Annotated in this window: 20 protein-coding genes and 1 other RNA gene; 8 read left to right on the forward strand and 13 right to left on the reverse strand. The window is 64.8% G+C overall.

Translation table 11 applies throughout. The annotated features are described in order from the left end of the window. Positions 1-141: 141 nt before the first annotated feature. The 3 genes from XdyCFBP7245_RS21305 to XdyCFBP7245_RS21320 all read left to right on the forward strand — a co-directional run bounded on the left by XdyCFBP7245_RS21305 (position 142) and on the right by XdyCFBP7245_RS21320 (position 3,168). A complete protein-coding gene (locus XdyCFBP7245_RS21305; protein ID WP_244907883.1) occupies positions 142-1,005 on the forward strand; it encodes a sulfite exporter TauE/SafE family protein in 864 nt (287 codons plus the stop codon). Positions 1,006-1,238: 233 nt separating this feature from the next. After that, a complete protein-coding gene (locus XdyCFBP7245_RS24625) occupies positions 1,239-2,426 on the forward strand; it encodes a hypothetical protein (protein WP_244907884.1) in 1,188 nt (395 codons plus the stop codon). 55 nt (positions 2,427-2,481) lie between these two features. After that, entirely contained in the window at positions 2,482-3,168 is a 687-nt protein-coding gene (locus XdyCFBP7245_RS21320) for a class I SAM-dependent methyltransferase (RefSeq protein ID WP_104617391.1), read from the forward strand. 82 nt (positions 3,169-3,250) lie between these two features. On the opposite strand, the gene XdyCFBP7245_RS21325 is transcribed toward XdyCFBP7245_RS21320, so the two are convergent. From XdyCFBP7245_RS21325 to ubiE, 11 genes are all read right to left on the reverse strand, one after another. After that, complete coding sequence (locus XdyCFBP7245_RS21325; protein ID WP_170068742.1) at positions 3,251-5,542, reverse strand: TonB-dependent receptor; 2,292 nt, start codon at positions 5,540-5,542, stop codon at positions 3,251-3,253. 151 nt (positions 5,543-5,693) lie between these two features. Beyond that, positions 5,694-6,800 carry an S-(hydroxymethyl)glutathione dehydrogenase/class III alcohol dehydrogenase gene (locus tag XdyCFBP7245_RS21330; RefSeq protein WP_104617392.1) on the reverse strand — a complete coding sequence of 369 codons (1,107 nt, stop codon included), beginning with the start codon at positions 6,798-6,800 and terminating at the stop codon, positions 5,694-5,696. A gap of 35 nt (positions 6,801-6,835) precedes the next feature. Then, positions 6,836-7,912 (reverse strand): beta-propeller fold lactonase family protein, encoded by a 1,077-nt coding sequence (locus XdyCFBP7245_RS21335; RefSeq protein ID WP_228325251.1) that lies wholly within the window; start codon positions 7,910-7,912, stop codon positions 6,836-6,838. After that, positions 7,909-8,556, reverse strand: coding sequence for a c-type cytochrome (locus XdyCFBP7245_RS21340; protein WP_170068740.1), 648 nt, complete (start codon positions 8,554-8,556; stop codon positions 7,909-7,911). The genes XdyCFBP7245_RS21335 and XdyCFBP7245_RS21340 overlap by 4 nt, the downstream gene beginning before the upstream one ends. A 25-nt stretch (positions 8,557-8,581) precedes the next feature. Continuing rightward, positions 8,582-10,357, reverse strand: a complete 1,776-nt coding sequence (locus tag XdyCFBP7245_RS21345; protein ID WP_104617394.1) for a quinoprotein dehydrogenase-associated putative ABC transporter substrate-binding protein — start codon at positions 10,355-10,357, stop codon at positions 8,582-8,584. Beyond that, positions 10,354-12,372, reverse strand: a complete 2,019-nt coding sequence (locus XdyCFBP7245_RS21350) for a methanol/ethanol family PQQ-dependent dehydrogenase (RefSeq protein WP_323706903.1) — start codon at positions 12,370-12,372, stop codon at positions 10,354-10,356. Before XdyCFBP7245_RS21350 ends, XdyCFBP7245_RS21345 begins: the two co-directional genes overlap by 4 nt. Positions 12,373-13,176: 804 nt before the next feature. Further along, complete coding sequence (locus XdyCFBP7245_RS21355; RefSeq protein ID WP_104617395.1) at positions 13,177-13,806, reverse strand: HAD family hydrolase; 630 nt, start codon at positions 13,804-13,806, stop codon at positions 13,177-13,179. A gap of 3 nt (positions 13,807-13,809) precedes the next feature. Beyond that, positions 13,810-14,529 carry a hypothetical protein gene (locus XdyCFBP7245_RS21360; RefSeq protein WP_104617396.1) on the reverse strand — a complete coding sequence of 240 codons (720 nt, stop codon included), beginning with the start codon at positions 14,527-14,529 and terminating at the stop codon, positions 13,810-13,812. Between the two features lie 220 nt (positions 14,530-14,749). Continuing rightward, positions 14,750-16,699, reverse strand: coding sequence for a M1 family metallopeptidase (locus XdyCFBP7245_RS21365; protein ID WP_211287762.1), 1,950 nt, complete (start codon positions 16,697-16,699; stop codon positions 14,750-14,752). Positions 16,700-16,820: 121 nt separating this feature from the next. After that, entirely contained in the window at positions 16,821-17,711 is an 891-nt protein-coding gene (locus XdyCFBP7245_RS21370; RefSeq protein ID WP_170068741.1) for a GGDEF domain-containing protein, read from the reverse strand. Positions 17,712-17,901: 190 nt separating this feature from the next. After that, complete coding sequence (gene ubiE, locus XdyCFBP7245_RS21375) at positions 17,902-18,663, reverse strand: bifunctional demethylmenaquinone methyltransferase/2-methoxy-6-polyprenyl-1,4-benzoquinol methylase UbiE (RefSeq protein ID WP_046965330.1); 762 nt, start codon at positions 18,661-18,663, stop codon at positions 17,902-17,904. Positions 18,664-18,750: 87 nt separating this feature from the next. On the opposite strand from ubiE, the gene XdyCFBP7245_RS21380 reads away from it, so the two are divergent. From XdyCFBP7245_RS21380 to XdyCFBP7245_RS21400, 5 genes are all read left to right on the forward strand, one after another. Beyond that, the gene (locus tag XdyCFBP7245_RS21380) at positions 18,751-20,385 is read left to right on the forward strand and encodes an MFS transporter (protein ID WP_104617399.1); all 1,635 of its coding nucleotides are present in this window, start codon (positions 18,751-18,753) and stop codon (positions 20,383-20,385) included. Continuing rightward, entirely contained in the window at positions 20,382-21,458 is a 1,077-nt protein-coding gene (locus XdyCFBP7245_RS21385; RefSeq protein ID WP_104617400.1) for an HlyD family secretion protein, read from the forward strand. The genes XdyCFBP7245_RS21380 and XdyCFBP7245_RS21385 overlap by 4 nt, the downstream gene beginning before the upstream one ends. A gap of 83 nt (positions 21,459-21,541) precedes the next feature. Then, positions 21,542-21,616: non-coding RNA, sX9 sRNA (locus XdyCFBP7245_RS21390), on the forward strand. 150 nt (positions 21,617-21,766) lie between these two features. Further along, complete coding sequence (locus XdyCFBP7245_RS21395) at positions 21,767-22,267, forward strand: GNAT family N-acetyltransferase (protein ID WP_104617401.1); 501 nt, start codon at positions 21,767-21,769, stop codon at positions 22,265-22,267. Next, positions 22,264-22,719 (forward strand): nucleoside deaminase, encoded by a 456-nt coding sequence (locus XdyCFBP7245_RS21400; RefSeq protein ID WP_104617402.1) that lies wholly within the window; start codon positions 22,264-22,266, stop codon positions 22,717-22,719. The genes XdyCFBP7245_RS21395 and XdyCFBP7245_RS21400 overlap by 4 nt, the downstream gene beginning before the upstream one ends. Before the next feature lie 216 nt (positions 22,720-22,935). Here the strand turns inward: XdyCFBP7245_RS21400 and hslU are convergent, their stop codons facing one another. Beyond that, positions 22,936-24,303, reverse strand: coding sequence for an ATP-dependent protease ATPase subunit HslU (hslU, locus tag XdyCFBP7245_RS21405; protein WP_104617403.1), 1,368 nt, complete (start codon positions 24,301-24,303; stop codon positions 22,936-22,938). Positions 24,304-24,414: 111 nt separating this feature from the next. Then, a complete protein-coding gene (gene hslV / locus XdyCFBP7245_RS21410; protein ID WP_104617404.1) occupies positions 24,415-24,966 on the reverse strand; it encodes an ATP-dependent protease subunit HslV in 552 nt (183 codons plus the stop codon). Positions 24,967-25,588 lie beyond the last annotated feature (622 nt).

Here is a 25,588-nt window from a genome sequence, read left to right on the forward strand (position 1 = left end):
ACCTTGAAGCGTGCACCATGCGCGCACCTTCTTCCACACCCTGGCCCAGCAAGCACTTGATCTCGCAGAAAAAAATGTGGGGAAACCTCAGGTTCTGGAAGCCATGTCCGCCTACACCAACGTCAAGACCTATTCGCTTCCATGGGGCGAAAGGACGGTGGCGTGATGGACGGCATGGACTGGATCTACCCGCTATTGATTATGACCGGCATGCTGTCTGGATTCCTCTCCGGCCTGCTGGGCGTGGGAGGCGGTTTTCTGATGGTGCCGGTCTTCATTGTGCTGTTACCGCTGCGGTTCCGGATAGACATCGCCGTACTGCCACAGGTGGCAGTGGCCACTGCATTGGCAGCCACCATTCCAGCCACAGCCAGTGCCGTGATCGCACAATATCGACGCGGCGCGCTTCCCATCGGCTGGGCGTTACGCCTGGCACCGGCTGCCGGCGCCGGTGCCGCCATCGGCGCGATCATCGCAGGCCGCATCCACGGCGTCTGGGTAGCGGCGATCTTCAGTGCGTATGCCGCCTATTTCGGCCTACGCATGATCCGTGGCGCGGGAATACAAGCACCGTCGCCTGCCAACCCGCCGATACACACGCTCGCCACGCGCGTGCCGGTGCGCCTGATCGGTGGTTTGATCGGGTTGTTCAGCGCGACAGCCGGTGTCGGCGGCGCCAGCCTCACCGTACCGTATGTGCTCGCCCAGCACGACCGCCTGGAGATGCGTAACGCGGTCGCGGTGGGAAGTGCGGTCGGGCTGGCCATCTCCCTGATCGGCGCTCTCACCTTCGTCCTTGGTCCGTTGCCTGCCATGGGGGACAGCCGGGGGTTGGTCGGGCTGGTGTGTTGGACGGCCGCCATTGCGGTGGCGTTGCCTGCCACCCTGCTGGCGCCCACAGGCGTCTCCGCCGCCCACCGCTGGCCCACACGCAAGCTCAAACGGGCCTTCGGCCTAGTCATGTTGTCCGCCTCACTGGTGACGCTATGGAAGGTGTTCTGCTGATGCCTGTCGTCCGCCCCCGGTGCCTGCAACTATCGCGAATCGACTCCCCTGGCCTCACCATCGAGCGACAGCAGACAGTGCTCACCAGCTCAGCGGTGGTGCATATCGCCAGTACGCCTGCGGGGCAGCGTTGGACCGCATGGGTGAGAGGAATAGTGGGCCGCGACGCTCCGCCTGCAGCGCAGATGCAGGCGTTGTCGCACTTGCTTGGCGGCGAGCTGTGCTACGACGCGTTGTCCGATGGCATCGTCTATCGTCGCCAGTTCAGCGCAGAACAGCTTCAGCAGCGCGGCGACGCAGCGATGCCGCAGTTCCTGCAGGCGCATGCGCAGGCCCGCGCCGCGCTGATGGCCGATGATCCACAAACTGGCGACGCCCAAGCGCGCTTGACCGCGCTGGCACACGCGTTGAGCCACGTTGCGCCCGCCGCGCTCAGCGTGCGCAACGGCGATGCCGATGCACTGGCCGCAGGGCTGTTAAACACTGTCAATGCAGCAATATTCGATTTCCGCCTGGCACGCCCGCTGCACACCACCGAAGCCGACGCGCTCGCCACCCTGCTCGCCTGGGTGGAGGGCACGCTTGGCGCTGCGCCTTGCGTTTTGAGCATCCGCAATGCCGTCCGCATGCAGGCCGAAATCGTGGCATCACGGGACAAGCTTCCGGACACCTGGCGACTGGCGCATCACGATGCTGCCATCCCCTATCTGTTCATGGATGGCGAATGCCATGAATCGTCATGGGGGAAATACCATTTCGAAAACGAGTTGGGCTACATGGTCGGCTGCCTGCGCGCCTTCGGTGCTCTGATGCAAGCGCATGATCGGATCCTGGATGCGCACCTGCTCTGCCAGCTGCACGACCTTGCGGTGGGCGATGTCTTCAAACGCAGCTCGGCTCCGCTGCGTGAGCGGTTCCAGTCAGGCTACCGCGCGCAGTCGGTGGAATTTGCGCTGAGCTTGGGGCGCAACTGCACGGCGCAGGGACTGGCCGAGTTTCACCGCTCCGCGGCCGCTAACAACGGCTGGATCGAGGTCGAACCGCCAACGCACGGGCAATCCGGACGACTGCTCGCACCAACGCGTAGTCCCGCCCGGTGCTTCGACAAGGCGCAGGAAATCCTATCGCACTATGTCGCTCAGGTGCCCCCGCCCTCGAACTGCCGCATGCGTGCCGAGCTGGACGATGCAACGGTGCACGCCATCGCGCAGTGCTGTCAGCAACTTAACCAGCACCACCTATTCGCCGAAGCCAACATTCGCACGATTGGCTTTCTGTGCTTGAACAAGCTCCTGCTCGATCAGGGCGCAGCACCAACGATCCTGGAGTACCCCAAGGTACTGGATATGTGCTCGACCACCGATGTCATCGCAGCTATCCGCCAGGGCCAGCATCGTTTCCAGGCATTGCAGGTGGCCTGACGGTATCAGGCTACCCGCTGCTGCCATCGCCACATCCCACAACCAGGAACACATCATGACGCAATGGCAATCGGTACTAATCGAACAACAACGTTACTATGACGACCGAGCAGCCGAATACGACGACTGGTGGTTCCGTCGCGGGCCCTTCGATGAGGGTGACGCATCCAATGTCCTGTGGCGCGAGGAGGCCGCACGCGTGCAGGACGCACTGGATGCCGCTGCGCTGGAGGGCGATATCCTGGAGCTGGCGGCCGGCACCGGCATCTGGAGCGTCCAGTTGCTGCCAAAGGCACGCACACTGACCCTGGTCGATGGATCGGCGCAGATGCTGAAGTTCAATCCGGCAACCTGTGACCCGCGGGTGCGTACGGTGCAGGCAGATCTCTTCCAATGGCAAGCCACGCGGACCTACGACGCAGTGGTATTCGCGTTCTGGATCTCGCACGTACCACGCGAGTTGTTGTCGCAGTTCCTGCACCAGATGGCATCCGCGCTGGATGTGGGCGGAAGGTTTTTCTTCGTCGACAATCTTCCCAAGCCCGAAGCCCTTTCGCCGCATGTCGTAGGCGTGGAAGGCCAGTTGATGCAGCGCCGCCTGCACAATGGCAACATCAGTACGATCGTCAAGAACTACTACACGACTAGCGAACTGCAGGCCGCGTGCGGCGCAGCGGGACTGGACGTGGTGGTAGGCCAGACACCCACGTTCTTTCAGTACGGGCTCGGATATCGTCGCTGACGTCTTGGGCGATCAGCCGGCTGGGCGGGCACGCCATGTGCCTCTCTGGAGCCGACGGCCCATGCCGCAGGCATGCAATGCGCTATAGATTCCAGCGCAATCCGATCAGATACTGCCGGGGCACGCCTGGCGCCAGGAAGCGTGCCGGTCCTGTTTCCACTGGCGCGTCCTGCGGGCGGGCGAGTTCGCCATCGGGAAACACATCTTCGGCCACCGCAGCATAAGTGGCGTACTGGCGATCGAACACATTGTCGATGCGCGCGAAGACCGACACGCGCGTGGTGATAGCCCATCGCGCCTGCAGGTCGACCAGCGCATAGCCGGCGGTGCCGATATCGATGCGCTGCGGTGCGGGCTCGCCCGCTTCGGCATTGTCGACCTGCCCATCTTCGTTGCCGCTGGCCACGCGCCCGGACACCGCGCGCACGCCGGCGCCCAACGTCAGCGCATCGCGCTGCCACTCCACGCCGAGCTTGAGGTTATGCCGGGGTAGCGAGGCGATCCGTAACCCGGGCCGCAACGTGATCACGCGCTCGCCGGACAGCAATTCGCCGTCGCTGCGATAGCTCGCGTCCAGATAGCTGTAACCGGCAGACCATTGCCAATCGCCGCTGCGCAGGTGCAGCGCAGCGTCGACGCCCTGATAGCGAGTGCGACCGACGTTATCGAAGTAGCCCAGCTGCGTATCCGGCGCACGCAAAAACAAGATGTCGTCGCGATTGTCGGCGCGGTACACCGACACGGTGGCGTTGCTGTCGGCCCAGGGCGACCAGCGCGCGCCCAGCTCATAGGTTCGCGACACGATCTGCTCCAGGCGCGGATCGGCCTGCAGGCCGGTCGGCAGCCGGCACGGCTGGGTGGGGTCGGCGCACCCCAACTCGATCGCGGTCGGTGCGCGCGTGTTTTGCGCCACCGAGCCGTACACGGTGAGGCCGGAGTCGAGCCGATGGGTGAGCCCCAGCGATGGATTGGCCTTGGCGTAGACAAAGCGCTCGCGCGGGCGGTCGCCGTCCTCGGCGGTGGACAGGATGTTGTCGACCACCACCCGGTTCCAACGCACTGCGGCGGTGAGATGGGTGGCGGCGTCCAGCTCCCAAGTGTCTGCGACAAAGGCGCCCAGCGTCTTGGTGCTGCCGCGCACGCCAGAGAAGAACGCACGCTCGACATCGGGATCTGCCAGCACCGACCGGTCCGGCTGCACCCAGCCATCGCGGGCGAATTGCCGGTAACGCACATGGCCGCGGTCGAAGGTGACACCGGCACTGAGCGCATGCGCTCCCCATTGCTTGCTCAGGTTGATCGCAAGTCCCTGTGCGTCCTGGCGCATCTGGGTGGTATTGAGGGCGCCGGTGTGCAGCGCATCGGCATCGGCGCGCGCCACCTCGCAATCGGCATCCAGCGCACTGCCGTCGGCGGCGTAGCCGGAGGCGCATTCTTCGACGAATTCTTCGTAGTCCTCGCCGATATCGCCATTGACGGTGTCGCGCCGGCCAACCCGCGAATACGCCAGCGCATGCAGCGCGGTGTCCGCATCGAAACGGTGATCTAACTGCGCGGTCAGCAGCGTATTGCGATTGCGGGTGAGATCGGGCGAGGTATACACCGCACGGCGGTCGGCACGGTACAGGCCTGGCTCGGGCCCCTCGTCGGTGTAACGGGTATCGGGCAGCAGCCCATTGCCGATCAGGCGGCTGCGCCCGTGCAGCAGCGACAGACTCCAGTCGGTGTCATCGCCTTGCCTGCCGAGCTTGCCGAACACCGTGCCCAGACGTCCTTCGGAGGCATCGCGCCAGCCGTTTTCGTCGAAGCCGGTGACCGCGATAAAGCCATGCCAGCCATCGCCGCCAGCCACGCCGTAACTGGCGTCCAGCCGCTTGCGCGCGCCGCTGCCGATGGTCAGTTCGCCTTGCAATCCGGGCGCAGTGAGCCCGGATGCGGTGGACAGCACCACCGCGCCGCCGAGCGTGTTCGGCCCGAATAACGGATTGGAGCCGGGCATCAGGGTGACGGCGGTGATGGCCGATTCGGGCAGCATGTCCCAGCTGACGATATCGGCGAACGGTTCGTTGACGCGGACGCCATCCAGATACACCGACACGCCTTGCGAGGCGCCCGGCAAGGCCGATGCGCGAAAGCCATGGAAGGTGAGATCGTTCTGAAATGCGCTGCCCTGCACATCGTTGCCATCCACACCGACAAAGTGCCGTTGCAGCAGATCGCTGAGGTTGTTGCTGCGCCCGCGCGACAACTCCGTATTGGTTGCCGATTGCACCATGTACGGCAGCTGCGCCGCATCGATGGTGGTGCCGGGGATGGGCGTGGCGGTGACTTCGATACGATCCAGCCAGGTGACTTGCGGGGTGTCGTCGGCCATTGCCGGGCCAATCGTGCCAGCGCACAGCAGCGCCGCGCAGGCGTAGGCGAGCCGATGGCGTTGCAGTGCATCGGATCCAGGGCGAGCGGTGCGAAGCGGCGGGGTACTGCGGTGGCCCAGCAAGTAATGCGTCGACCTCATGTCGTCTCCTTCAATACCGCACGATCGATTTGATGCCGCGCGCCGCACGCAGATCCGCCAGCGCCTGATTGATGTCGTCCAATGCGAGAGTGCGGGTGATCAGCGGCGCCAGCTGGATGTCGCCCTGCAGATAGCGCTCCACGTAGCCGGGCAACTCGCTGCGCCCCTTCACCCCGCCGAACGCGCTGCCACGCCACACCCGGCCGGTGACCAATTGAAACGGCCGCGTGCTGATCTCTTGCGCATCGTCGGCCACGCCGAGAATGACGCTCTCACCCCAACCCTTGTGGCAGCACTCCAGTGCCGCACGCATCGCGCCGACATCGCCCACGCATTCGAAACTGTGGTCGGCGCCGCCGTCGGTGAGGTCCACGATCACCTGCTGGATCGGTGCGCCGTAATCGCGCGGGTCCAGGCAATCGGTGGCACCCAGCGCGCGCGCCAATGCGAACTTGCCCGGGTCGATATCCACCGCGATGATGCGCCCGGCCTTTGCCAGTACCGCGCCCTGCACCACCGACAGACCGATCCCGCCCAGCCCGAACACCGCCACGCAATCGCCCTGGCGCACATGCGTGCTGTTGAGCACCGCGCCAACGCCGGTGGTGACCGTGCAGCCGAGCAGGCAGGCCTGGTCCAGCGCCGCGTCCGGATGGATGCGCGCCACCGCAATCTCCGGCAACACGGTGTATTCGGAAAACGTGCTGGTGCCCATGTGGTGCAGGATCGGTTGCCCGTTCAACGAAAACCGGCTGCTGCCGTCGGGCATCAGGCCGCGCTCCTGACTGTTGCGGATCGCCTGGCACAGATTGGTGCGGCCGGAGCGGCAGAACTTGCAGACGCCGCATTCGGGCATGTACAGCGGGATGACGTGATCGCCGGCACGCACGCTGGTCACGCCAATGCCGACGTCTTCGACGATGCCTGCGCCTTCCTGCCCCAGGATCGCCGGAAAACTGCTCGCATGCCCGTGCGCCAGCGCATGCGCATCGCCGTGGCAGATGCCGGTGGCAACCAGCCGCACCAGCACTTCGCCGGGGCGCGGCGGCTGCAGGTCCACCTCTTCGATGGTCAGCGGCTGATGCGGGCCCCAGGCCACCGCAGCGCGTGTCTTCATCCCGCCTCCCTGGCGCGTATCGGCATGGCCGGCACTCAGCGCGCGATGACCACGCCCCACGGCAGTTCGCCGACGGGGATCTGTTTGAGTTCGCGCAAGCTGGCGGTATCGATCACGCTCACCGTGTTGGAACGCCCATTGGCCACATACAACTTGTCGCCGGCCGGCGTGAGCGCCGGATTCCAGGGCCGTAATCCGACCGGAATCTCGGCCAGGCTGCGTGCGGTGCCGGTATCGATCACGCTGACCGTGCCGGCACCGCCGTTGGACGCGTACAGCCGCGTGCCGTCGGCCGACAGCGTCACGCCGGCGGTGCGCACGCCGGCCGGCAGACTGGCACGGCGCGTGCGGGTCTGCAGGTCGATCACATCCACCACGTTGGCGGTTTCCTGCGCGATATAGACGCTGCGGCCGTCCGGTGCGAACGCCATGCCACGCGGATGGCCGCTGGTGGCGACCACGCCGCGCGACTGACGCGTGGCCAGCTCGATCATGTCCATGTCGTTGGAACCTTCGTTGCTGGTGAGCAGCCACTTACCATCAGGCGTGTATGCGCAATGCTCCGGCGCCTGACCACGCGTGGCGATGACCTGCTGCACGCGGAACTGCGCCGCGTCGATCAGCATCACCTGGTTTTGCCCTTCCACACACACCGCGAACTGCTTGCCATCGGGCGACACCGCGATACCTTCGGCGTTTTCGCCGATGTCCACCTGCCGCAACAGCGCGTCCTTGGCGGTGTCCAGTTCGATCAAGCGGTGGTGCTCGGCATCGATCAGATACAACTGCCCCTGCGGGCCGAGCAACACCTGCTGCAGACGCTTGCCGAGCTGGCCTTGCGCACTGAGGGTACGCACTACCGTATCGGTACCGGTGTCGATCACCGATACCGTGCCGCTGCGTTGATTAGGGACGTACGCCAACACCGAGGGCGCTGACGGCGCCGGTGCTGCGCTGCTGGACGTAGCCGGCGATGCAGACGCTGCGGCTGCGGCTGCCGGTGAAGCAGCATCGCGCTGGCAACCGGCGACCAATAGCAGCGCACCCGATGCAATCACCGCACAGGCGCGCTTCCAGCTCCCGATTGCCGATCGCAGTACCCCTTGCGTCATTGCGCCTTGCCCGCGGTCTTGTTGATCGAGTGGATGAAGGCCAGCAGTTTTTCGGTATCGCCCGGCTTGAGCACCGGCGCGAACGGCGGCATCTGCCCCACCACTTTTTCATGACCGATACGGGTCTTGCCGTGCGTGATCATGGCCGCGGTGCCTTCACTGATCAGCGTGCGCAGAGTGTCGTCGTCGCTGCCGTAGACCCAGATGTCGTTGGTCAGCGGCGGGCACATGCCGCCGCCGCCGGTGCCGCCGTGGCAGGCGTTGCAGCCGGCAGAGAAATAGATCTTCTTGCCTTCGGCGATCAGCTCGGGAGTGACCTTGACCTCCGGCCCCTTCGGAATCGGCGTCACCGTGGCCGGAGCTGCGGCGGGCGTGGCCGGATCGGGCGCAGGCCCTGCGGCCGGATTGGGCATCGCCGCGGCCCCAGCTGCAGGCGGCGGTGCCGCGGCGTCGGCTGCCGGCGCGCTGGCGGTGGACGGTGGCGCCGCGTCGGGCGCCGGTGCCGGCGGAGCGTCTTTTCCGCATGCAACCAGCAGTGTGCTCAGCAACAACGCGCACAGCGGCGCGCGCATGGAACGATCGATATAACCCATGGTGGACTTGCGCATGAACGAACCTTTCTGATCGGAGGGAACACCGCGCACCCCGTGCACGCGGTGGATGAAACAGTCAGCGTCTGGCAGGGCGCTTGGTCTCGCTGAGCAGTGCAGCCAATGCGGCATCGCCGCGGTCCTGCGCCAAGGTCGCGGCGGTCTTGCCATCGCGGTTGCGCGCCGCCGGGTCGGCACCGGCTGCCAGCAGACGCTTGGCAACGTCCTCGCGTCCGGCTGCCGCGGCCAGCATCAAGGCAGTGACACCGGCCTGATTGGCGTGTCCCACGTCGGCGCCGCGCGCGAGCAGCGCATCGAGAATGGCCGGATCGTCGCGCGCCACTGCGAACATCACCGGGGTAAATCCGGTGGCATTGGCACGCTTTACATTCGCCCCCGCGGCCAGCAGTGCCTGCACCACGCTGGCGTCGGCATACGAGACCGCCAGATCCAATGCGCTCCAGCCATCACCGGACACCGTATCGACCGGCGCGCTTTTGCCGATTAGCCGGGTCACGCTATCGGCATCGTTGGCCCATGCGGCTTTCATCAGCGCGGTCCAACCGCTGGCATCGCGCGCATCCAGGCGCGCGCCGGCATCCAGCAATAGCCCGACCAGATCCGGTTCCTGATTGCGGATGGCCTGATGCAAGGGCGGCTCACCGAGCAGGTTGGGCGTGTTGGCATCGGCGCCATGCCGCAACAACCAGGCCGCACGCACTGCGTCGCCGGCATCCAGCGCATGCGCCAGCTCCTGGTTGGGGTCGGCACCCTCGGCGATGCGCAACTGCAACTGCGCCAGCTCCTGCGACGAGGCGGCAGGACTGGGTGCAGTCGATGCTGAGGTTGGTTTGGTGTAGGGCCCATGCGATGGCAGATCCCCAGCCACGACGCAGTCGCTGCACCGCACCAGCGGCACGTGATAGCTGCGCAGGATCTCGGCGATCTTTGCCGCGTTGTCTTGCAGCGCGGTATTCAGCGCATCGCGCAATGCGGCGTTTTTGCGCGATACCGCCCACGCCATCGAATACTCCAGCACGGCATCGTCGATGGTGTTCAACGGCACCATGCCCAGATTGCTGCGCGCGGCATAATAACCGGCTACCGGGCCCCAGGATTCGGCCGCATCCAGTTCATTGGCGGCCACACGCTCCACCAGCTTGCCCGGATGTTCTTCCGGTGCGGTGGCCGAGTCGTAGAACAGGTATTGCACTTCGCCACTGATGCCGTGCTCGTACAGCGCTTGGCGCGCGGGCGAACTCTGGAACACGCCCAGCCGCAGCTTTTTCAACGCCGGATCATCCAGCGATGTGGGCACCAGATTCAGGCCCTTGCGCGTGACCAGCACGTAGGCCGAGCGATACACCGGGCGTGTGGTCAGGCCCTGTTCGAAGTCGCTGTTGAGATCCATCAGCAGATCGCAGCGGCCGGCGTTGATGGTGCTGCGCGCCAGCCCGCGCTGGTAGTAGGTGCGCCATTCGTATTCCAGGCGACGGCCCATCGCATCGGCGACGACTTGTGCAATCTTGTTCTGGAAGCCTTCGCCAGCCTTGTTGGACAACGGCATGTTGCCCGGGTCGGCACACACGCGCAGCACCGTGGGATCAGGCGCTGGTGGCGGCGTGTTGGCCGGCGTTTGCGCGGAGGCTGGCGCTGCAGTGGATGCAGGCGCCGCTGTCGGCGCCGCATCGGAATCAGAAGCGCGAGCCGTCGGTGAAGACGGCTCGCGTGTGCAACCTGCGGCGACGAGTCCGAGGCTGCAAACCACCAGCACCTTGCGCAGGTGCCGGGTCATGCCGCACAAGCCGGCAGTGATCTGCCGACGTGTGCGTCCAACGCCTTGCGTGGATCTCATCGTGCCGTCTTCGCTGCTGCGTTGGCGGTGCCGCCGCCTGCGGCCGCAGTGGCGGTTGCCGTGGCGGTCACCGTCTTGCCGGCGCCATCGAGACGGAAGGTGTGCACCATGCCGCCGAGCGGGATCTTGTCGAAGCCGGCGCCAAACGCCAGCCCGGCAGCACCCAGCGCGCCGTACGGATCAGCCGGATCCAGACCCGCCGCGACCGGCAGACCGATCCAGCCACCGATGCCGGAGAACACCGCCACGTACTGGTGGCCATTGGCCTTGTAGGCGATCGGGTTGCCGATGATGCCGGAGGGCAACTTCATCTCCCACAGCTTCTTGCCGGTGTCCTTGTCCACCGCACGGAACCAGCCGTCCAGCGTGCCGTAGAACACCAGCCCGCCATCGGTGACCAGGGTGCCGCTCCACACCGGGAACTTCTCCTTGATCTCCCACTTGGACTTGCCTTCCACCACATCGAACGCCTTGACGATGCCCAGTGCGCCGGGCTCGTTGGGCTTCATCATCACGTTGGCGAACACATACGGCAGGCCCATCATGGTGTTGCCGCGTTCCTGCGGTTCCAGTTCCATGTGCCAGTTGTTGGTGCCGCAGAAGAACACCGCCGAATTGGCCGGATCCACCGAGCACGGCTGCTGATCCTTGCCGCCCATTGCCGACGGGAATGCCTGGACCTTCTTGCCGCGTTCCAGCGGGGAATGCGCTGCCACTTTCACCGGGCGACCGGTCTTCATGTCGATGCGTTCGGCCCAGTTGGCCGGCACGAACTTGTTCGCGCGCAGCAGCGTGCCGTCGCGGCGATCGAGTACGTAGGCAAAGCCGTTGCGGTCGAACTGCACCACCGATGGAACTTGCTTGCCGTCGATGGTCAGATCCACCAGGATCGGCTCGTTGATGCCGTCGTAATCCCATTGGTCGAACGGGGTCTTTTGATAGCCCCATACCGCTTCGCCGGTATCGATCTTGCGTGCGAACAGCGTCATCGACCACTTGTTGTCGTGCTCGCCGTTGTTGCACTCCTCATGCGAGGTCTTGCCGCAGCGATACGAGGGGCTCCACAGGCCGGGATTGCCGGTGCCGTAATAGACCAGCTTCAACTTCGGGTCGTAGCTATACCAGCCCCAGGCCGCGCCGCCGCCACGCTTCCATTCGTCGTTGGGGAAGGTCTTGACCCCCAGGTCGCCGAGCTGGCCGTGCTGCGGATTGGCCTTGTTGAAGTCCGGGCCCAGGCAGATCGCCTTGTCGGTACCAGCCGCATCGCAGGACCACGCCTGCTTGCCATCGGACAGGTTGTAGGCGGCCACGCGCCCAAGCACGCCGAACTCGTTACCGCTGATGCCGGCCACCACTTTGCCGTCGGCAATGATCGGCGCCATGGTGATGGTTTCGCCCTTGTCCGGGTGGGCGAGCTTCTGCTTCCACACTTCCTTGCCGGTCTTGGCATCGAGCGCAATCACATCGCCGCTCAGGCTGCCGAACACCAGCTTGCCATCGGCATACGACGCACCGCGGTTGACGGTATCGCAGCAGGCCACCGCCACCGAGCGTTCGTCCTGTTGCGGGGTGTATTTCCACAACACCTTGCCGCCGTCGTCCTGCGCGGCCAGGTCGATCGCGAACACATTGTTCGGATACGCGCTGACCATGTACATGATGCTGCCGATCACCAGCGGCTGGCCTTCGTGGCCGCGCGTGGCGTCGGTCTTCATTTCCCACGACATCTTCAGGTTCTTGACGTTGTCGCGGTTGATCTCGGCCAGCGGGCTGTGCCGGGTGAGTGCGAAATCGCGACCCACGCCGCCCCAGTTGTCCGCGTTGCTGGCGTTGGCGGTGAATTCGCTATCGGTATCGACCATGGCAGCGGCGGGCGGCGCAGCGGCGGGTGCGGCTGCAGGTGCGGGCGCTGCGGTTTCGGCCGGTGTGTCTTTCTTGCAGCCGGCCAATACCGCGCTCAGCGCAAGCATCAGCAGCGCGCCGCTGCGGACGCTGCGACAGGAAGATTGGTGCATATGCGTCTACCCCTCTCGGTGAACAATCCATTCGAACGAACAGCCACTGGCGTTTGAGGCACGTAACGGCGGCGCAAACGGGTGGGTACCGCGAAGAACACAGCACAGCGCGTGCCAGCGCGCTGTTGCGCCGCAGCACCTTGCTGCGTCAGGGCGTTGTGTGGACGCAGTGACGGCCGCGCGCGAGATGTATCGGATTTGGCACACTTTGCGCCGAGCGTGCTGTCGCAGCGATGGAACAGATTGGGCGGTGGACGCTTCTTTGGGACGTGGCCGAACCACCTGGGCGGTATGACGCCAGATGTTTTCCTGAGTCGATGGTTTTTGGAGATGGCAGCGCATGAGAGGGCGGCGCTGCGGCGACGCTGCTGCCCACCAGCAACCACAACGAGCCGAGCACGCCGATACCTGCGTTTTTTCCATTGCAGGGATGCGCCCGAGGGGGCAGACGAGGGGTGCCCCGCTGCCGCCGTCGATGCGTTTGCCGTCGTGCGTGTTTGAAGCGAGATACTGGGGCTGATGGACTGCAGTTGGTCCGTCCCCTCACGCCAACCCCTATCCCGGGTGGGAGGGGCTAGAGCGCGGCGCCAGGCGTCTGTTCCTTGTCCCCTCGGGAGAAGGTGCCCCGAAGGGGCGGATGAGGGTACGGGCGTAGCCCCATGCAACTGAAGCGGCAGCAGGACTTCGCCTCCGTACCCTCACCCCTCTCCCCCGGGGAAGGAAGAAGGACAGTTGATGCGTCGAGGTGTGCGACGCCGTGATGCGTCATCGTTCTGCGGTCGCAGAGACGCGACCGATGCAACGTCAGCCGTCTACGCGGGACTGCCAGCGCTGTAACAGTTCGCTGCAATCGCGCAGGCGCCAGTCGGCCAAGCCGGGCCAAGGGTCGCCAGGGGTATTGACCAGGACGGTGCCTGCACCGGCGGCGCGGCCGCAGGCCAGGTCGTTGTGGTGGTCGCCAATCATGAGCAATGCAGCGGCGCTCACCGCCCACCGCTGCTGGAAATACTGCAGACCGTCGGGCGCGGGTTTGGGCGCGGCTTCGTCGCGGCCGACGATGTCGTCCCAGGCGAAAGCATCGTCCAGACCGATCGCCTCCAGCGTTATCTGCGCCAGGCTGCGGGCGTTGCGGGTCAACACGCCGAGACGGCAGCCGTCGGCATGCAGCGCGCGCACCACGTCTTGCGCGCCGGGCGCGGGCTGCGCCGCTTCAGCCAGGGCGCGCTCATGCTCCAGCAACCAGGCGTGCTTGGCCTGCGCCTGATCGGCAGGCAATGCCGCCAGGTGATGCAGGATGTCGTCTTCGGGCGGGATCTCCAACGCGCGCCGGATCAACGCGAAATCGTGCACCGGCACAGTGAGCGTGCCATCCATGTCGAACACCCAATGCCGGTAGGCAGACAGCGGCAATCGGGCAGCGTTTGCGCCATCCATGGATTATTTCCAGCCCGGCATCTGGGTGGTCTCCAGCCCGCCGACCTCGAACTCTGCGGTCCGCATGCCACCGGCCTTGACCGGGAAAGCGATGCTGATGCGCTTGGCATTGCGCACCACTTTCCACAGCGCCTTGTCGTCGTCGATGAACATGGCGATCGCCTCGTCGGTATCGGGGCGATGCGCGGCCATCGCGCGTGGTGCGCCCCCATCGGCGGAGACCTGCACCTTGCAGCCGCCGTAGCAATTGAAGTCGCCGGCCTTGAGCACGAGATAGCTGTGCCGCTTCCACTGCGGATGATCGCGGAAGACCAGGCTCACCGGCTTGGGCCCGCTACCATCCACATCCACGCGCTCCTTGGCATCGATCATGGCCGAGCGCTGCGTGCCGCCCTTGGCCGGCACCTGCGAGTATTGCCAGAGCGCCTGCATGCGACGCAACTCGCGCGCCTGTTCGCCCTTGGCCTTGATGTCGGCATACCCGGGTTCGATGCGCGTTGCGGCAGCCGTACCGGCATAGCCTTCGAGCAAGGCTGCGCCATGCGCGCGCGCCATGTCCCAGTTCTGCGCCTTGACCGCTTCATCGTATTGTTTGGCGAGCGCATCGGCCTGGGTTTCTTTCGCCTGCGCCTGCGCGGTTTCCTGCACCTTGCGTTGTGCCTCGCGGTCGGTGCAGGCACTCAGGGCCGCGACGCACAAGACCGCGCTCAACAGATACTTCATCGTCGACTCCGGAACAAATCCAGCGACAACGATACCAGCCTGTCCTTGCGCGATAACTCGACAGGGCGATAGGTCGCGCCGTGGTCGCAATCAGAGCGCACCACGTAGGAGCGCACCCGGGCGCGCGGGGCATTACCGGTGAAGCCCAATCGCGCCCAGGTGCGCTCCTACAGCCGGGTTTGTGCGCGACGGGAGGGCGTCCGCAACGCCCTCCCCTGCATCACGGCTGCGCGGGCGGTGTAGCCTTGGCCTTGGCAATCATCTCGGCCACCGAGGCGGTGGTGATCGGGTGATAGCTGGGCTTGGCTTTTTCGAAGGCCTGTTCGGCAAACGCGATGCCATCCGGGGTCTTCAACAGTTCGGCGTAGATCGGCAACACCAGCTTGCGGCGGCCCACCCGCTCGATGAACTCACCGGCGGCAGGACGTGCATCGGTGTAACCGCTGCGGATCGCCAGCGGATACCAGCGCATCGCGATCTCGCCGTTCGGTGTGCCGGTGAAGTGATAGGCATCGTCCAGCTGTTTGAGCTGTTCGGGCTTCAAGGTGGCGCCCATGCCACTGAGGAAATGCACCCATTCCTGCGTGCCCCACTCGCTGGTGACCTGCTTGCTGGGCAGCGTGCCGCTACCGCTCCACGCGATACGCGCGGTGTCCACGATCGAGAAGCTGCGCGAGCGCGCCTTGGCCGCAAACGCCGGGATGCCCGGCTGCTTCAACCAGGCGTCCACTTCGGCGGCGCTCACCGTATTGGGATGCTTGGCCAGCAGATTCTTCTGCAGATAGTCGACGAACTGGTCGGTGGTCGCGCTCTGGAACGCGTGATCGTCGAACCAGCCACGCAGGAACGGGTCGAACACTTCGCGACCAAAACGCTGCTCCAGGAACTGCAGGAACCACGCGCCCTTGACGTAGGCCACCTGGCTCAAGGCTTCGTCCGGGTCGCGCTGCGCTAGCGGCGGCAGGGCCAGGGTCTGGTCGGCCGGCGGCATGTCCTTCACTTCGGCCAGCAGATCGCCCTGGTCGATCTCACGCTCCATCTCGGCCATCTCAGCGCCATACAACGCTTCGGTGATGCGGCCTTGCACGTAGGTGGTAAAGCCTTCGTTGAGCCAGATGTCCTTCCAGCTGGCGTTAGTCACCAGGTTGCCGGACCAGCTATGCGCCAGCTCATGCGCGACCAGCGACACCAGCGACTTGTCGCCGACGATTACCGTGGGCGTGGCGAAGGTCAGACGTGGATTCTCCATGCCGCCGAACGGGAACGACGGCGGCAGCACCAGCATGTCGTAACGGCCCCAGCGATACGGGCCGTAGAGTTTTTCGGCGGCACCGATCATCTTTTCGGTGTCTTCGAATTCCTTGGCGGCCTTGTCGGCCATCGCCGGCTCGGCCCACACGCCCGAGCGCGCGGAGATCGGCTTGAACACCACATCGCCGGCGGCAATGGCCAGCAGATACGACGGAATCGGCTCGGGCATCTTGAAGCTGTAATCGCCATCGCGCGCGGCTTTGGGGTCGTTGTCGGCGCTCATCAGCACCATCACGTCCGGGCGCGAGGTCACGTGCGCGCGATAGGTGAAGCGCACGCTCGGGGTGTCCTGCAGCGGCACCCAGCTGCGCGCGTGGATCGCCTGCGATTGGCTGAACATGAAAGGCAGCTGCTTGCCTTCGGTCATCGAGGGCTCCAGCCACTGCAGGCCCGACGCGGTCGGCGCAGTGTGATAGGTGATCACGACCTTGCCTGGCTGGTTCGGGGTTTCGATGGTGAGCTTGCTGCCGAAGGTCTTGTCGACCGGCGCCAGCGCGAACTGCAATGGCGACAGGCCGCCCTTGCCGTCGTCGGCCTGCACCTGCGCGATGCTCAGCTCGCGCGTGTCCAGCACCAGCTGTTTGGCAGCCTTGTTCTTCCACTCCAGCGTGTAGGTCGCGGTGCCGCCGATCTGCTTGCTGTCGAAATCCAGCTTCAGGTCCAGCGCCAGGTCCTTGATGACCACCTGGTCGGGCTGGGCGTAGGAACTTTCGTCGTGGTTGCGGGCGTCTGCTTTCACGGGGGCCTTGGCGGTGGCGGCCGGCGCAGCGGTGGTGGCAGCCGGCGATGTGGATTCGTTGGAACAGCCGGCCAGCGCAATGGACACGGCCAGGGAAAGCGACAGGTACGGGAAGCGCATCGACGGCACCGCAGCAGGGGAATTGGTCATTTTAGCGCTCCGCGCCGATGCCTGCCCATGCAATCGGTGAGGGACGCAAGCGATGGCCTGCAGCTTGCCTGCTGTGCCGCGCCGGCGGCGGTCAGGCCACCGGATGACTGCGCGGCGTGTCGTGCCCGTCGCGCACCAGGCGCCGGCCGCCGGAGAACTTGGCGCGATACATCGCCGCATCCGCACGTCGATACAGCTCGGTGGCGTCCAGCCCCTTCGCGCAGACCGCGCTGCCGGCGCTCACGTGCAACGGCGCCTCTTCGCCGTCTTCGCGTTCGAGCATCGATAGCCATTGATTGAGCTTGAGCGTGGCCTCGTCTTCGCTGGCGTGCACGCCGATCAGGAATTCGTCGCCACCCCAGCGTCCGATCCAGTCCTGTGCGCCCAGCCAGCCGTAGGCAGACTCCACCAGGCGCACCAGCACGCGGTCCCCCGCCAGGTGGCCGAAGCGGTCGTTGATGGGCTTGAGGTTGTCCATGTCCAGCACGAACAACACGAATGGCCAGCCTTCGCGCTGGGAGGCGGTAACCGCATCGCGCATCGCCTGTTCGCAACCGCGCCGGTTCAGCGCTTCGGTGAGCGGGTCGAACAGGGCGTGCTTCTTGAGATCGCGCATGCCGGCATCGATCCCGCACAGGCTGCGATTGATCCCGCGCAGCAGGCGGCCCAGCTCATCGTCGCCATGCTCGGGCAGGCTGGGCAGGCGCTGGTCGGCGTAATAGGTGTCCAGCGCGTCGGCGGCAATACGCAACGGCGCCAGCAGGCGATACAGCGCAGAGAGCGTCAATGCAGTCCCCGCCAACGTAGCCAGCAAGGCGACGATGATGACCGACCACAACAGGCGCCCTTCCAGCTCGCTCTGCGATGCCAGCCACGCGATCAACAACAGCAGCGGCAGGTGGATCCCGACGAAGGTCACCGCCAGCAACTTGGCGCTGAAGGAACGGGGAAACACGCGCGAGAGCCCAGCGTATAAGCGCATCCAACTCTCCGACAAAAGAGCGCCTAGTGTCGCCGACAGTTGGTGGAGCCAACGCGACGAAGGTCTCAGAAACTCGTTGGTCCGCACGCGCCTACGGGGAGCGGGGCCGCATCAAGCGAACACGAGCGATGGCCTTGATGCCAGATATGGCGCGTGATGCATGCGCCATATCGTCGACCGTGCGCTGCATTCAGATCTTGTAGCCGGAGTGGATCGCCACGATGCCACCAGTCAGATTCTTGTAGTGGCAGCGCGCAAATCCGGCCTCGCCCATCATGCCCTTGAGCGAATCCTGCGGCGGGTGCTTGCGGATGCTTTCGGCCAGATATTGGTAGCTGTCGGCATCGCGTGCGAACAACTGTCCCAGCTTGGGGAGAATCTTGAACGAGTGGAAGTCGTAGATCGGCTTGAACCACTCGGCGGTGACTTCGGAGAACTCCAGTACGCGCGCCTGGCCGCCCACCTTCAACACGCGATACATCTCGCGCAGTGCAGCGTCCTTGTCGGTGACATTGCGCAGGCCAAAGGAGATGGTCACTAGATCGAAGCTCTGATCCGGGAACGGCAGCGCTTCGGCGTTGCATTGCACGTAGTCGAAGCCCGCCACCAGGCCACGGTTGGTCAGGCGGTCGCGGCCCACCGACAACATGCCGGCGTTGATGTCGCCCAAGACCACGGCGCCTTCATCGCCCACGCGCTCCTTGAGCAGCACGGCGATATCGCCGGTGCCGCCGGCCAGATCCAGCACGCGGTCGCCCGGCTTCACCTGCGCGGTCGCCACGAAGTAGCGTTTCCATGCGCGGTGCACGCCCAGACTCATCAGATCGTTCATCAGGTCGTAGTTGCGCGCGACCGAGGTGAACACTTCGCCGACCAGCTTCTGCTTGTCCTTGGCAGCGACATCGCGAAAGCCGAAATGGGTGGTGCCGGAGGTATAGGGAGATTCGCTCATGCCTGGATTATCGCACTGCTGACGCCACCATGACCGCAACGGGACCACAATCGCGAACTCTTCCGCAACCGGCCCTGCGAGCATTGCGTGCCCGACAAGTACGCCCCACGCGACTGGCAGCCCCACGAAAAGCCCACCCTGCCGGGGTCGGCATCCACACCGCTGCACCCGACCCGGCGCCGCATTCAGTACGGTCTGGTCGGCCTGGTCGTGGCGCTGACCGGCGGGCTGAGCAACGCGTTGGTCACTGCCAACCTGCCGTATCTGCAGGGCAGCCTGGGCGCCTACGCCACCGAAATGGCCTGGCTGCCGGCGGCCTACGTGATGACCAATATGTCGGCCAATCTGTTGCTGGTGAAGTTTCGCCAGCAGTTCGGGCTGCGCCGTTTCACCGAGATCTTTCTGGCGCTGTATGCGGCCATCGCGCTGGGGCACTTGTTCGTGCACAGCCTGAGTTCGGCGATCACCGTGCGCGCGGCGCATGGGTTGGTCGGCGCGGCGCTCAGCTCGCTGGGCCTGTATTACGTGATCCAGGCATTCCCCAGCAAATATCGGCTCAAGGCGGTGGTGCTGGGCCTGGGCATGACCCAGTTGGCGTTGCCGCTGGCGCGGGTGTTCTCCACCGACCTGCTGGAATTCGGGCAGTGGCGGGGCTTGTACCTGTTCGAGTTCGGGTTGGCGATCTTTGCGCTGGCCTGCGTGCTGGCACTCAAGTTGCCGCCAAGCGACCGCTACCGGGTGTTCGAGCCGCTGGATTTCGTCACCTTCCCCCTGTTTGCGGCCGGCGCGGCCGGGCTGGCTGCGGTGCTGTCGCTGGGGCGGCTGCTGTGGTGGACAAGCACGCCCTGGCTGGGCGTGGTGCTGGCGCTTTCCATCGTGCTGCTGTGCATGGCGGCCTGGATCGAACACAACCGCCGCAACCCGATGATCAACACGCGTTGGCTGGCCAGTGCGGACATGCTGCGGTTGGGGTTGGCGATTCTGCTGATTCGGCTGGTGCTGTCGGAACAAAGCACCGGTGCGATCGGCTTCTTCCAGACCCTGGGCCTGACCAACGATCAACTGCAGACGTTGTTCGCGCTGATGTTGCTGGGGGCAGTCGCTGGAGTGGCCGCAAGCGCGTGGCTGATCAATCCGGCGCGCATCGCCGAGCATCTGATCATTGCGGTGGCGGCGATCTGTCTCGGCTGCTTCATGGATGCCGATGCCACCAGCCTCACCCGCCCGGAGCAGATGTACGTCAGCCAGTTTCTGCTCGCCTTCGGCAGCACGTTCTTCATCGGCCCGGCGATGGTGGCCGGGCTTGGCCGGGTGATTGCGCAGCCCGGCAATCTAATCAGCTTCATCGTGCTGTTCGGCATGGCGCAGAACATGGGTGGACTGCTCGGCAGCGTGCAGATCCTGCGCGAGAAATACCATTCCAGTCAGTTGGTCGAGCATCTGGTCTTGACCGACCCGCAGGTGGCTGCGCGCGTGCAGGCGTATGCCAGCCTGTATGGCCGCAGCATCGGCGACCCGACACTACGCCAGGCGCAGGGCGTGCGTGCGCTCGGCAGCGTGGCCACGCGCGAAGCCAATGTGCTGGCCTATAACGATGTATTCCTGCTGATCGGCTGTATCGCCATCGCCACCGGGGTGTGGATCCTGTCCGTGCTGGTGTGGCGACGCTATCTGCGTCCTCCCGTGTCACCCTCCCCTCCTGCTTCCACTGCGCGCCCATGAACACATCTACCGCTCCCACTGCCGCCTCCGAGCGCGCCCGTCGTCGTCGTCGCATCACCGGCGCGATAGGCTTTGGCGGGCTCGCCCTGATCGGCGTGGCGCTGGTGCTGTACGCATGGCGGCTGCCACCGTTCGTCAGCGCGACCGAGCGCACCGAAAACGCCATGGTGCACGGACAGATCACCGTGATTGCGCCCCAGGTCAGCGGCTATGTCACCGACGTCACGGTGCAGGACTTTGCGCATGTCACACGCGGCCAGCTGCTGGCCACCATCGATAACCGCATCTACGCCCAGCAGCTCGAACAGGCCAAGGCGCAAGTGCAGACAGCGCAGGCCAATCTCGCCAACTGGGAGCAGCAACGCCATAGCGCGGAGGCGAGCATTGCCGAACAACGCGCAGCGCTGAGCAGCAATCAGGCCCTGCGCGATCGCACCCGCTCGTCATATACGCGTACCCAACAGCTGGCCAACCAGAAACTGGTGTCCGAACAGGACCGCGACACCGCCTTTGCCGCGCGCGCGCAAGCCGATGCGGGCGTGGCGCAAGCGCGTGCGGCGGTGCAGGCGGCCGAAGAGAATGCACGCAGCGTCACCGTCAATCGCGCCGCGCTGGAAGCGGCCGTTGCCAATGCACAGGCGGCGGTGCAACTGGCGCAGATCAATCTGGACAACACGCGCATTGTCGCCCCGCGCGATGGTCAGCTCGGCGTGCGTCAAGGTGCCTATGTCACCAACGGCACGCAGTTGATGTCGCTGGTGCCGGACACGCTGTGGATCGTGGCCAATTTCAAGGAAACCCAGATGGCGAAGATCCGCATCGGGCAGCGCGCCAGCTTTACCGTGGATGCGTTGGACAACGCACGTCTGCACGGCCGCGTGCAGGAAATTTCTCCGGCCGCCGGCTCGGAATTCAGCGTGCTGCCGGCCGACAACGCCACCGGCAACTTCGTCAAGATCGCCCAGCGCATTCCGCTGCGCATCAGCGTCGATCCCGGCCAATCGCTGGCGCCACGCCTGCGCCCGGGCATGTCGGTCGTGGTGGCGGTCGATACCGACAGCACGGCCGATTGAGCGCTGACTAGGTCATGCGCCACGAGCGGCTAACACACCGACTGCGCAACCTGCCAGCAGGCGCGGCCGGCACCAGCCGCGGCATGGGCCACTCGTACATTGCGATTCCGAGTGAGCCGTCCACCCCTGGCTGACGACTGCACGCTACGTTTTCAGGCGCTCCACGCGAACCGGGTGGCAGACGCGGACACCATTAAGGACGGCACTGTTTTGCCTGCGCGCTGAGGCCCCAATGCGTCAGGTGTGCTTCTCGTACGGATAGCGCTTCTCTGTCTGCCGCGCGCAAGCGATGCCGTTATGATGCGTCGATGTCCTCCACATCCACGCATCCCTTGCACTGGCAGCAGCTGCGCTTTACGCAGCTGAGCACAACGCAGTTGTACGCGTTGCTGCAATTGCGCACGGATGTGTTTGTGGTGGAACAGCAGTGCGCCTACCCGGAACTGGATGGCAAGGACACCGATCCCGGCGTGCTGCATGTGCTGGGCACTACCCACCCCTCTGCGTTGACGGCCTACCTGCGCGTGCTGCCGCCGGGCCTGAGTTACGCCGAACCCAGCATCGGCCGTGTGGTGGTCGCTGTCGCGTATCGCGGTACCGGCTTGGCGCACGCGCTGTTGCGCGAAGGTATCCGGGTGGTGCACAACCACTGGCCCGGCAGCGCGATCCAGCTCGGTGCGCAGGCGCATCTGCAATCGTTCTACGCGGCGCATGGGTTTGCGCCGTCGTCCGCGCCGTATCTGGAAGACGGCATCCCGCATCTCGACATGCTGCGCCCTGCCGGCGCGGCCACGATGGAGTTCACATGATCACCACCCCCGACTACCGCGCATTGCTCGACACCGCCATCACCGAAGCCCGCCAGGGCCTGGCCGAAGGCGGCATCCCGATTGGTGCGGCGCTGTATCACAACGACGGGCGCCTGCTCGGCTGCGGCCACAACCGCCGCGTGCAGGAGAACGACCCGTCCGTGCATGGCGAAACCGATGCCTTTCGCAAGGCCGGTCGCCAGCGCCGTTACAAAGACACCATCATGGTCACCACGCTGGCGCCATGCTGGTACTGCAGCGGGCTGGTGCGCCAGTTCAACATCGGCACCGTGGTGGTGGGCGAGTCGGTCACCTTCCAGGGTGGCATCGCCTGGCTGCGCGAGCACGGCGTCAACATCATCGACCTGCAGAGCCAGGAATGCATCGACCTGCTGGGCGGCTATATTTCCGCCAACCCAGATGTGTGGAACGAGGACATCGGCGAGGATTGAGCGCACTGCGCGGCGGCACGTGGTGGCAGACAGTGGGCAATCCAGCTGTCATGCCGAAGCGCACCTGGGCGCTGCGTTGATCCGTCGTTATCGCGCCAACCAGCGCCAAGGCGTACGTTGATCTCGGTGCACTGCTGGAAACAAAAGACCCGCCAACTGGCGGGTCTTTTCCATTTGGTACGTTCCATCCAGCGCGCAGGTTGCCGTGCGCTGCGATCAGAGGATATAGCGACTCAGATCCGGATCCTGCACCAGTTCGCCGAGCTGTGCATCCACATACGCCGCATCCACGGTGACGCTCTGGCCGTCGCGGTCCGGCGCTTCGTAACTCAGCACATCGAGCAGCCGCTCAAGCACGGTGTGCAGCCGGCGCGCGCCGATATTTTCCTGCCGCTCGTTGACCTGCGCCGCAATCTCGGCCAGGCGGTCAACCGCGTCCGCACCGAAGGTCAGCGTCACGCCTTCGGTCTGCAACAAGGCTTCGTACTGCTTGATCAGCGCGGCCTTGGGCTCGGTAAGAATGCGCACGAAATCGGCCTTGGTCAGCGCAGTCAATTCCACCCGGATCGGGAAGCGCCCCTGCAACTCCGGAATCAAGTCGCTGGGCTTTGCCAGATGAAACGCGCCGGAAGCGATGAACAGGATATGGTCGGTCTTGACCGTGCCGTACTTGGTCGACACGTTGGAACCTTCCACCAACGGCAGCAGATCGCGCTGCACGCCTTCGCGACTCACATCGCCGCCACTGGAGCCGGCTTCGCCGCGCTTGGCGACCTTGTCGATCTCATCGATGAACACGATACCGTGCTGCTCGCAAGCTTCGATCGCCGCTGCACGCACGTCGTCTTCGTTGACCAGCTTGCCGGCTTCTTCTTCGATCAGCAGCGGGCGCGCCGCCTTGATGGTGAGCTTGCGCTTTTGCGACTTGCCGCTGCCCAGATTGGAAAACATCTGGCGCAGCTGCTGGCCCATTTCTTCCATGCCCGGCGGGGTCATGATGTCCATGCTGGCGTTGATCGCGACATCCAGTTCAATTTCGCGCTCGTCCAGCTCGCCATTGCGCAGCATGCGGCGGAACTTGATGCGGGTTTCGTTATCTTGCGACGACGGCTCGTTGCGTGCGGCTTCCGGATCAAAGCCAATACCGGCTGCGCGGCGCGGCAGCAACGCATCCAGGATGCGATCTTCGGCACGCTCTTCGGCCTGGTGACGCACGCGCACCTTGGCCTGCTCGCGATACAACTTGACCGAGGTGTCGGCCAGATCGCGAATGATCTGCTCCACGTCCTTGCCGACGTAGCCCACTTCGGTAAAGCGCGTGGCTTCCACCTTGACGAACGGCGCATTGGCCAGGGTTGCCAGACGTCGCGCGATCTCGGTCTTGCCGACGCCGGTGGGGCCGATCATCAGGATGTTCTTGGGCATCACTTCGTTGCGCAGTTCTTCGGGCAACTGCATGCGCCGCCAGCGGTTGCGCAGCGCAATGGCCACCGCGCGCTTGGCGTCGTGCTGGCCAACGATATGACGGTCGAGCTCCTGCACGATTTCGCGCGGAGTCATGGTTGAGGTATCGGAATTTGGCATTGGGGAATCGAGAATGGGGAATGGGGAATCGTGGGAGCGAAAAATCAACAGCCTATGTGGTTGGAGTGGAGACGAAACCGCTGTTGCGATTCCCGATTCCCCACTCCCGATTCACAGCTCCTCGACCACCACATTGCGATTGGTGTAAATACAGATATCGCCAGCGATATTGATCGCCTCGGTGGCAATGGTCTTGGCATCCAGCTCGGTGTGTGCCAACAGCGCGCGTGCGGCAGACAAGGCATAGGAGCCGCCGGAACCGATCGCGATGATGCCGTCTTCCGGCTCGATCACATCGCCGGTGCCGCTGATGATCAGCGAGGTCTCTTTATCGGCCACGGCCAGCAATGCTTCGAGCTTGCCCAAGCGGCGCTCGGTGCGCCAATCCTTGGCCAGCTCCACGGCAGCGCGGGTCAACTGCCCATGCTTGTCGAGCTTGGCTTCGAACAGTTCGAACAGCGTAAACGCATCGGCCGCAGCACCGGCAAACCCGGCCAGGACCTGACCCTCGCGACCGAGCCGGCGCACCTTGCGCGCGTTGCCCTTCATGACGGTGTGGCCGAGTGTGACCTGGCCATCGCCGGCGACGGCGACATGCCCACCATGTCGAACCGAAATGATGGTGGTGGCGTGAACGATGTTGGGATTCTGGCTGGGGTCCATGGGTCCTCCGGGGGTTTCCAAAGAGGTGGGGACGCCCCTGCCGGGTTCAAGCGCGCTGCGACGATGGGACGCAGCGATGAGAGTGGTGCAGAGAGGAGTTGGTCATTGGGCCGCTGGGCGAACGGGCGAGGTGCGTAGTGCGTAGTGCACACACGATCCGGGCGGGATACACCGATCGCCGCACAACCTGGTGATCGGACGCCACCCGCCTTAGCCCCTCTCCCGCCGGGAGAGGGGTTGGGGTGAGGGTACGGCCGCCGCTGTTGATTGCACGCAACAACGTCAACCCGCTCTGCATGCAAGAATGTCTCGGAGCATCGGCGCTTCTCGCAGCCGCCTTTGAAACGTCGCCGTGTTTAACCGCGGTTACCTCACCCACCGCTTTTGAAAGCTCACTTGGGCGTCCGCGAGCTCTGACGCTCTCCAATACCCTTCCCAAGACGCCCAGCAGCATCTGCACAGGAACCCTCACCCCAACCCCTCTCCCGAGGGGAGAGGGGCTAGAGCCGCATTCCCACGAGTGACTTGCCATCTAGGGAACCTCTGAACAAAGCACGGCAGATGCGCGACACTACCCGCCTCGTGTTGAGGAATCATCCATGCAACTGACGTTCGGCGACGC

This window comes from Xanthomonas dyei, from assembly GCF_002939865.1.
GTDB lineage: Bacteria > Pseudomonadota > Gammaproteobacteria > Xanthomonadales > Xanthomonadaceae > Xanthomonas > Xanthomonas dyei.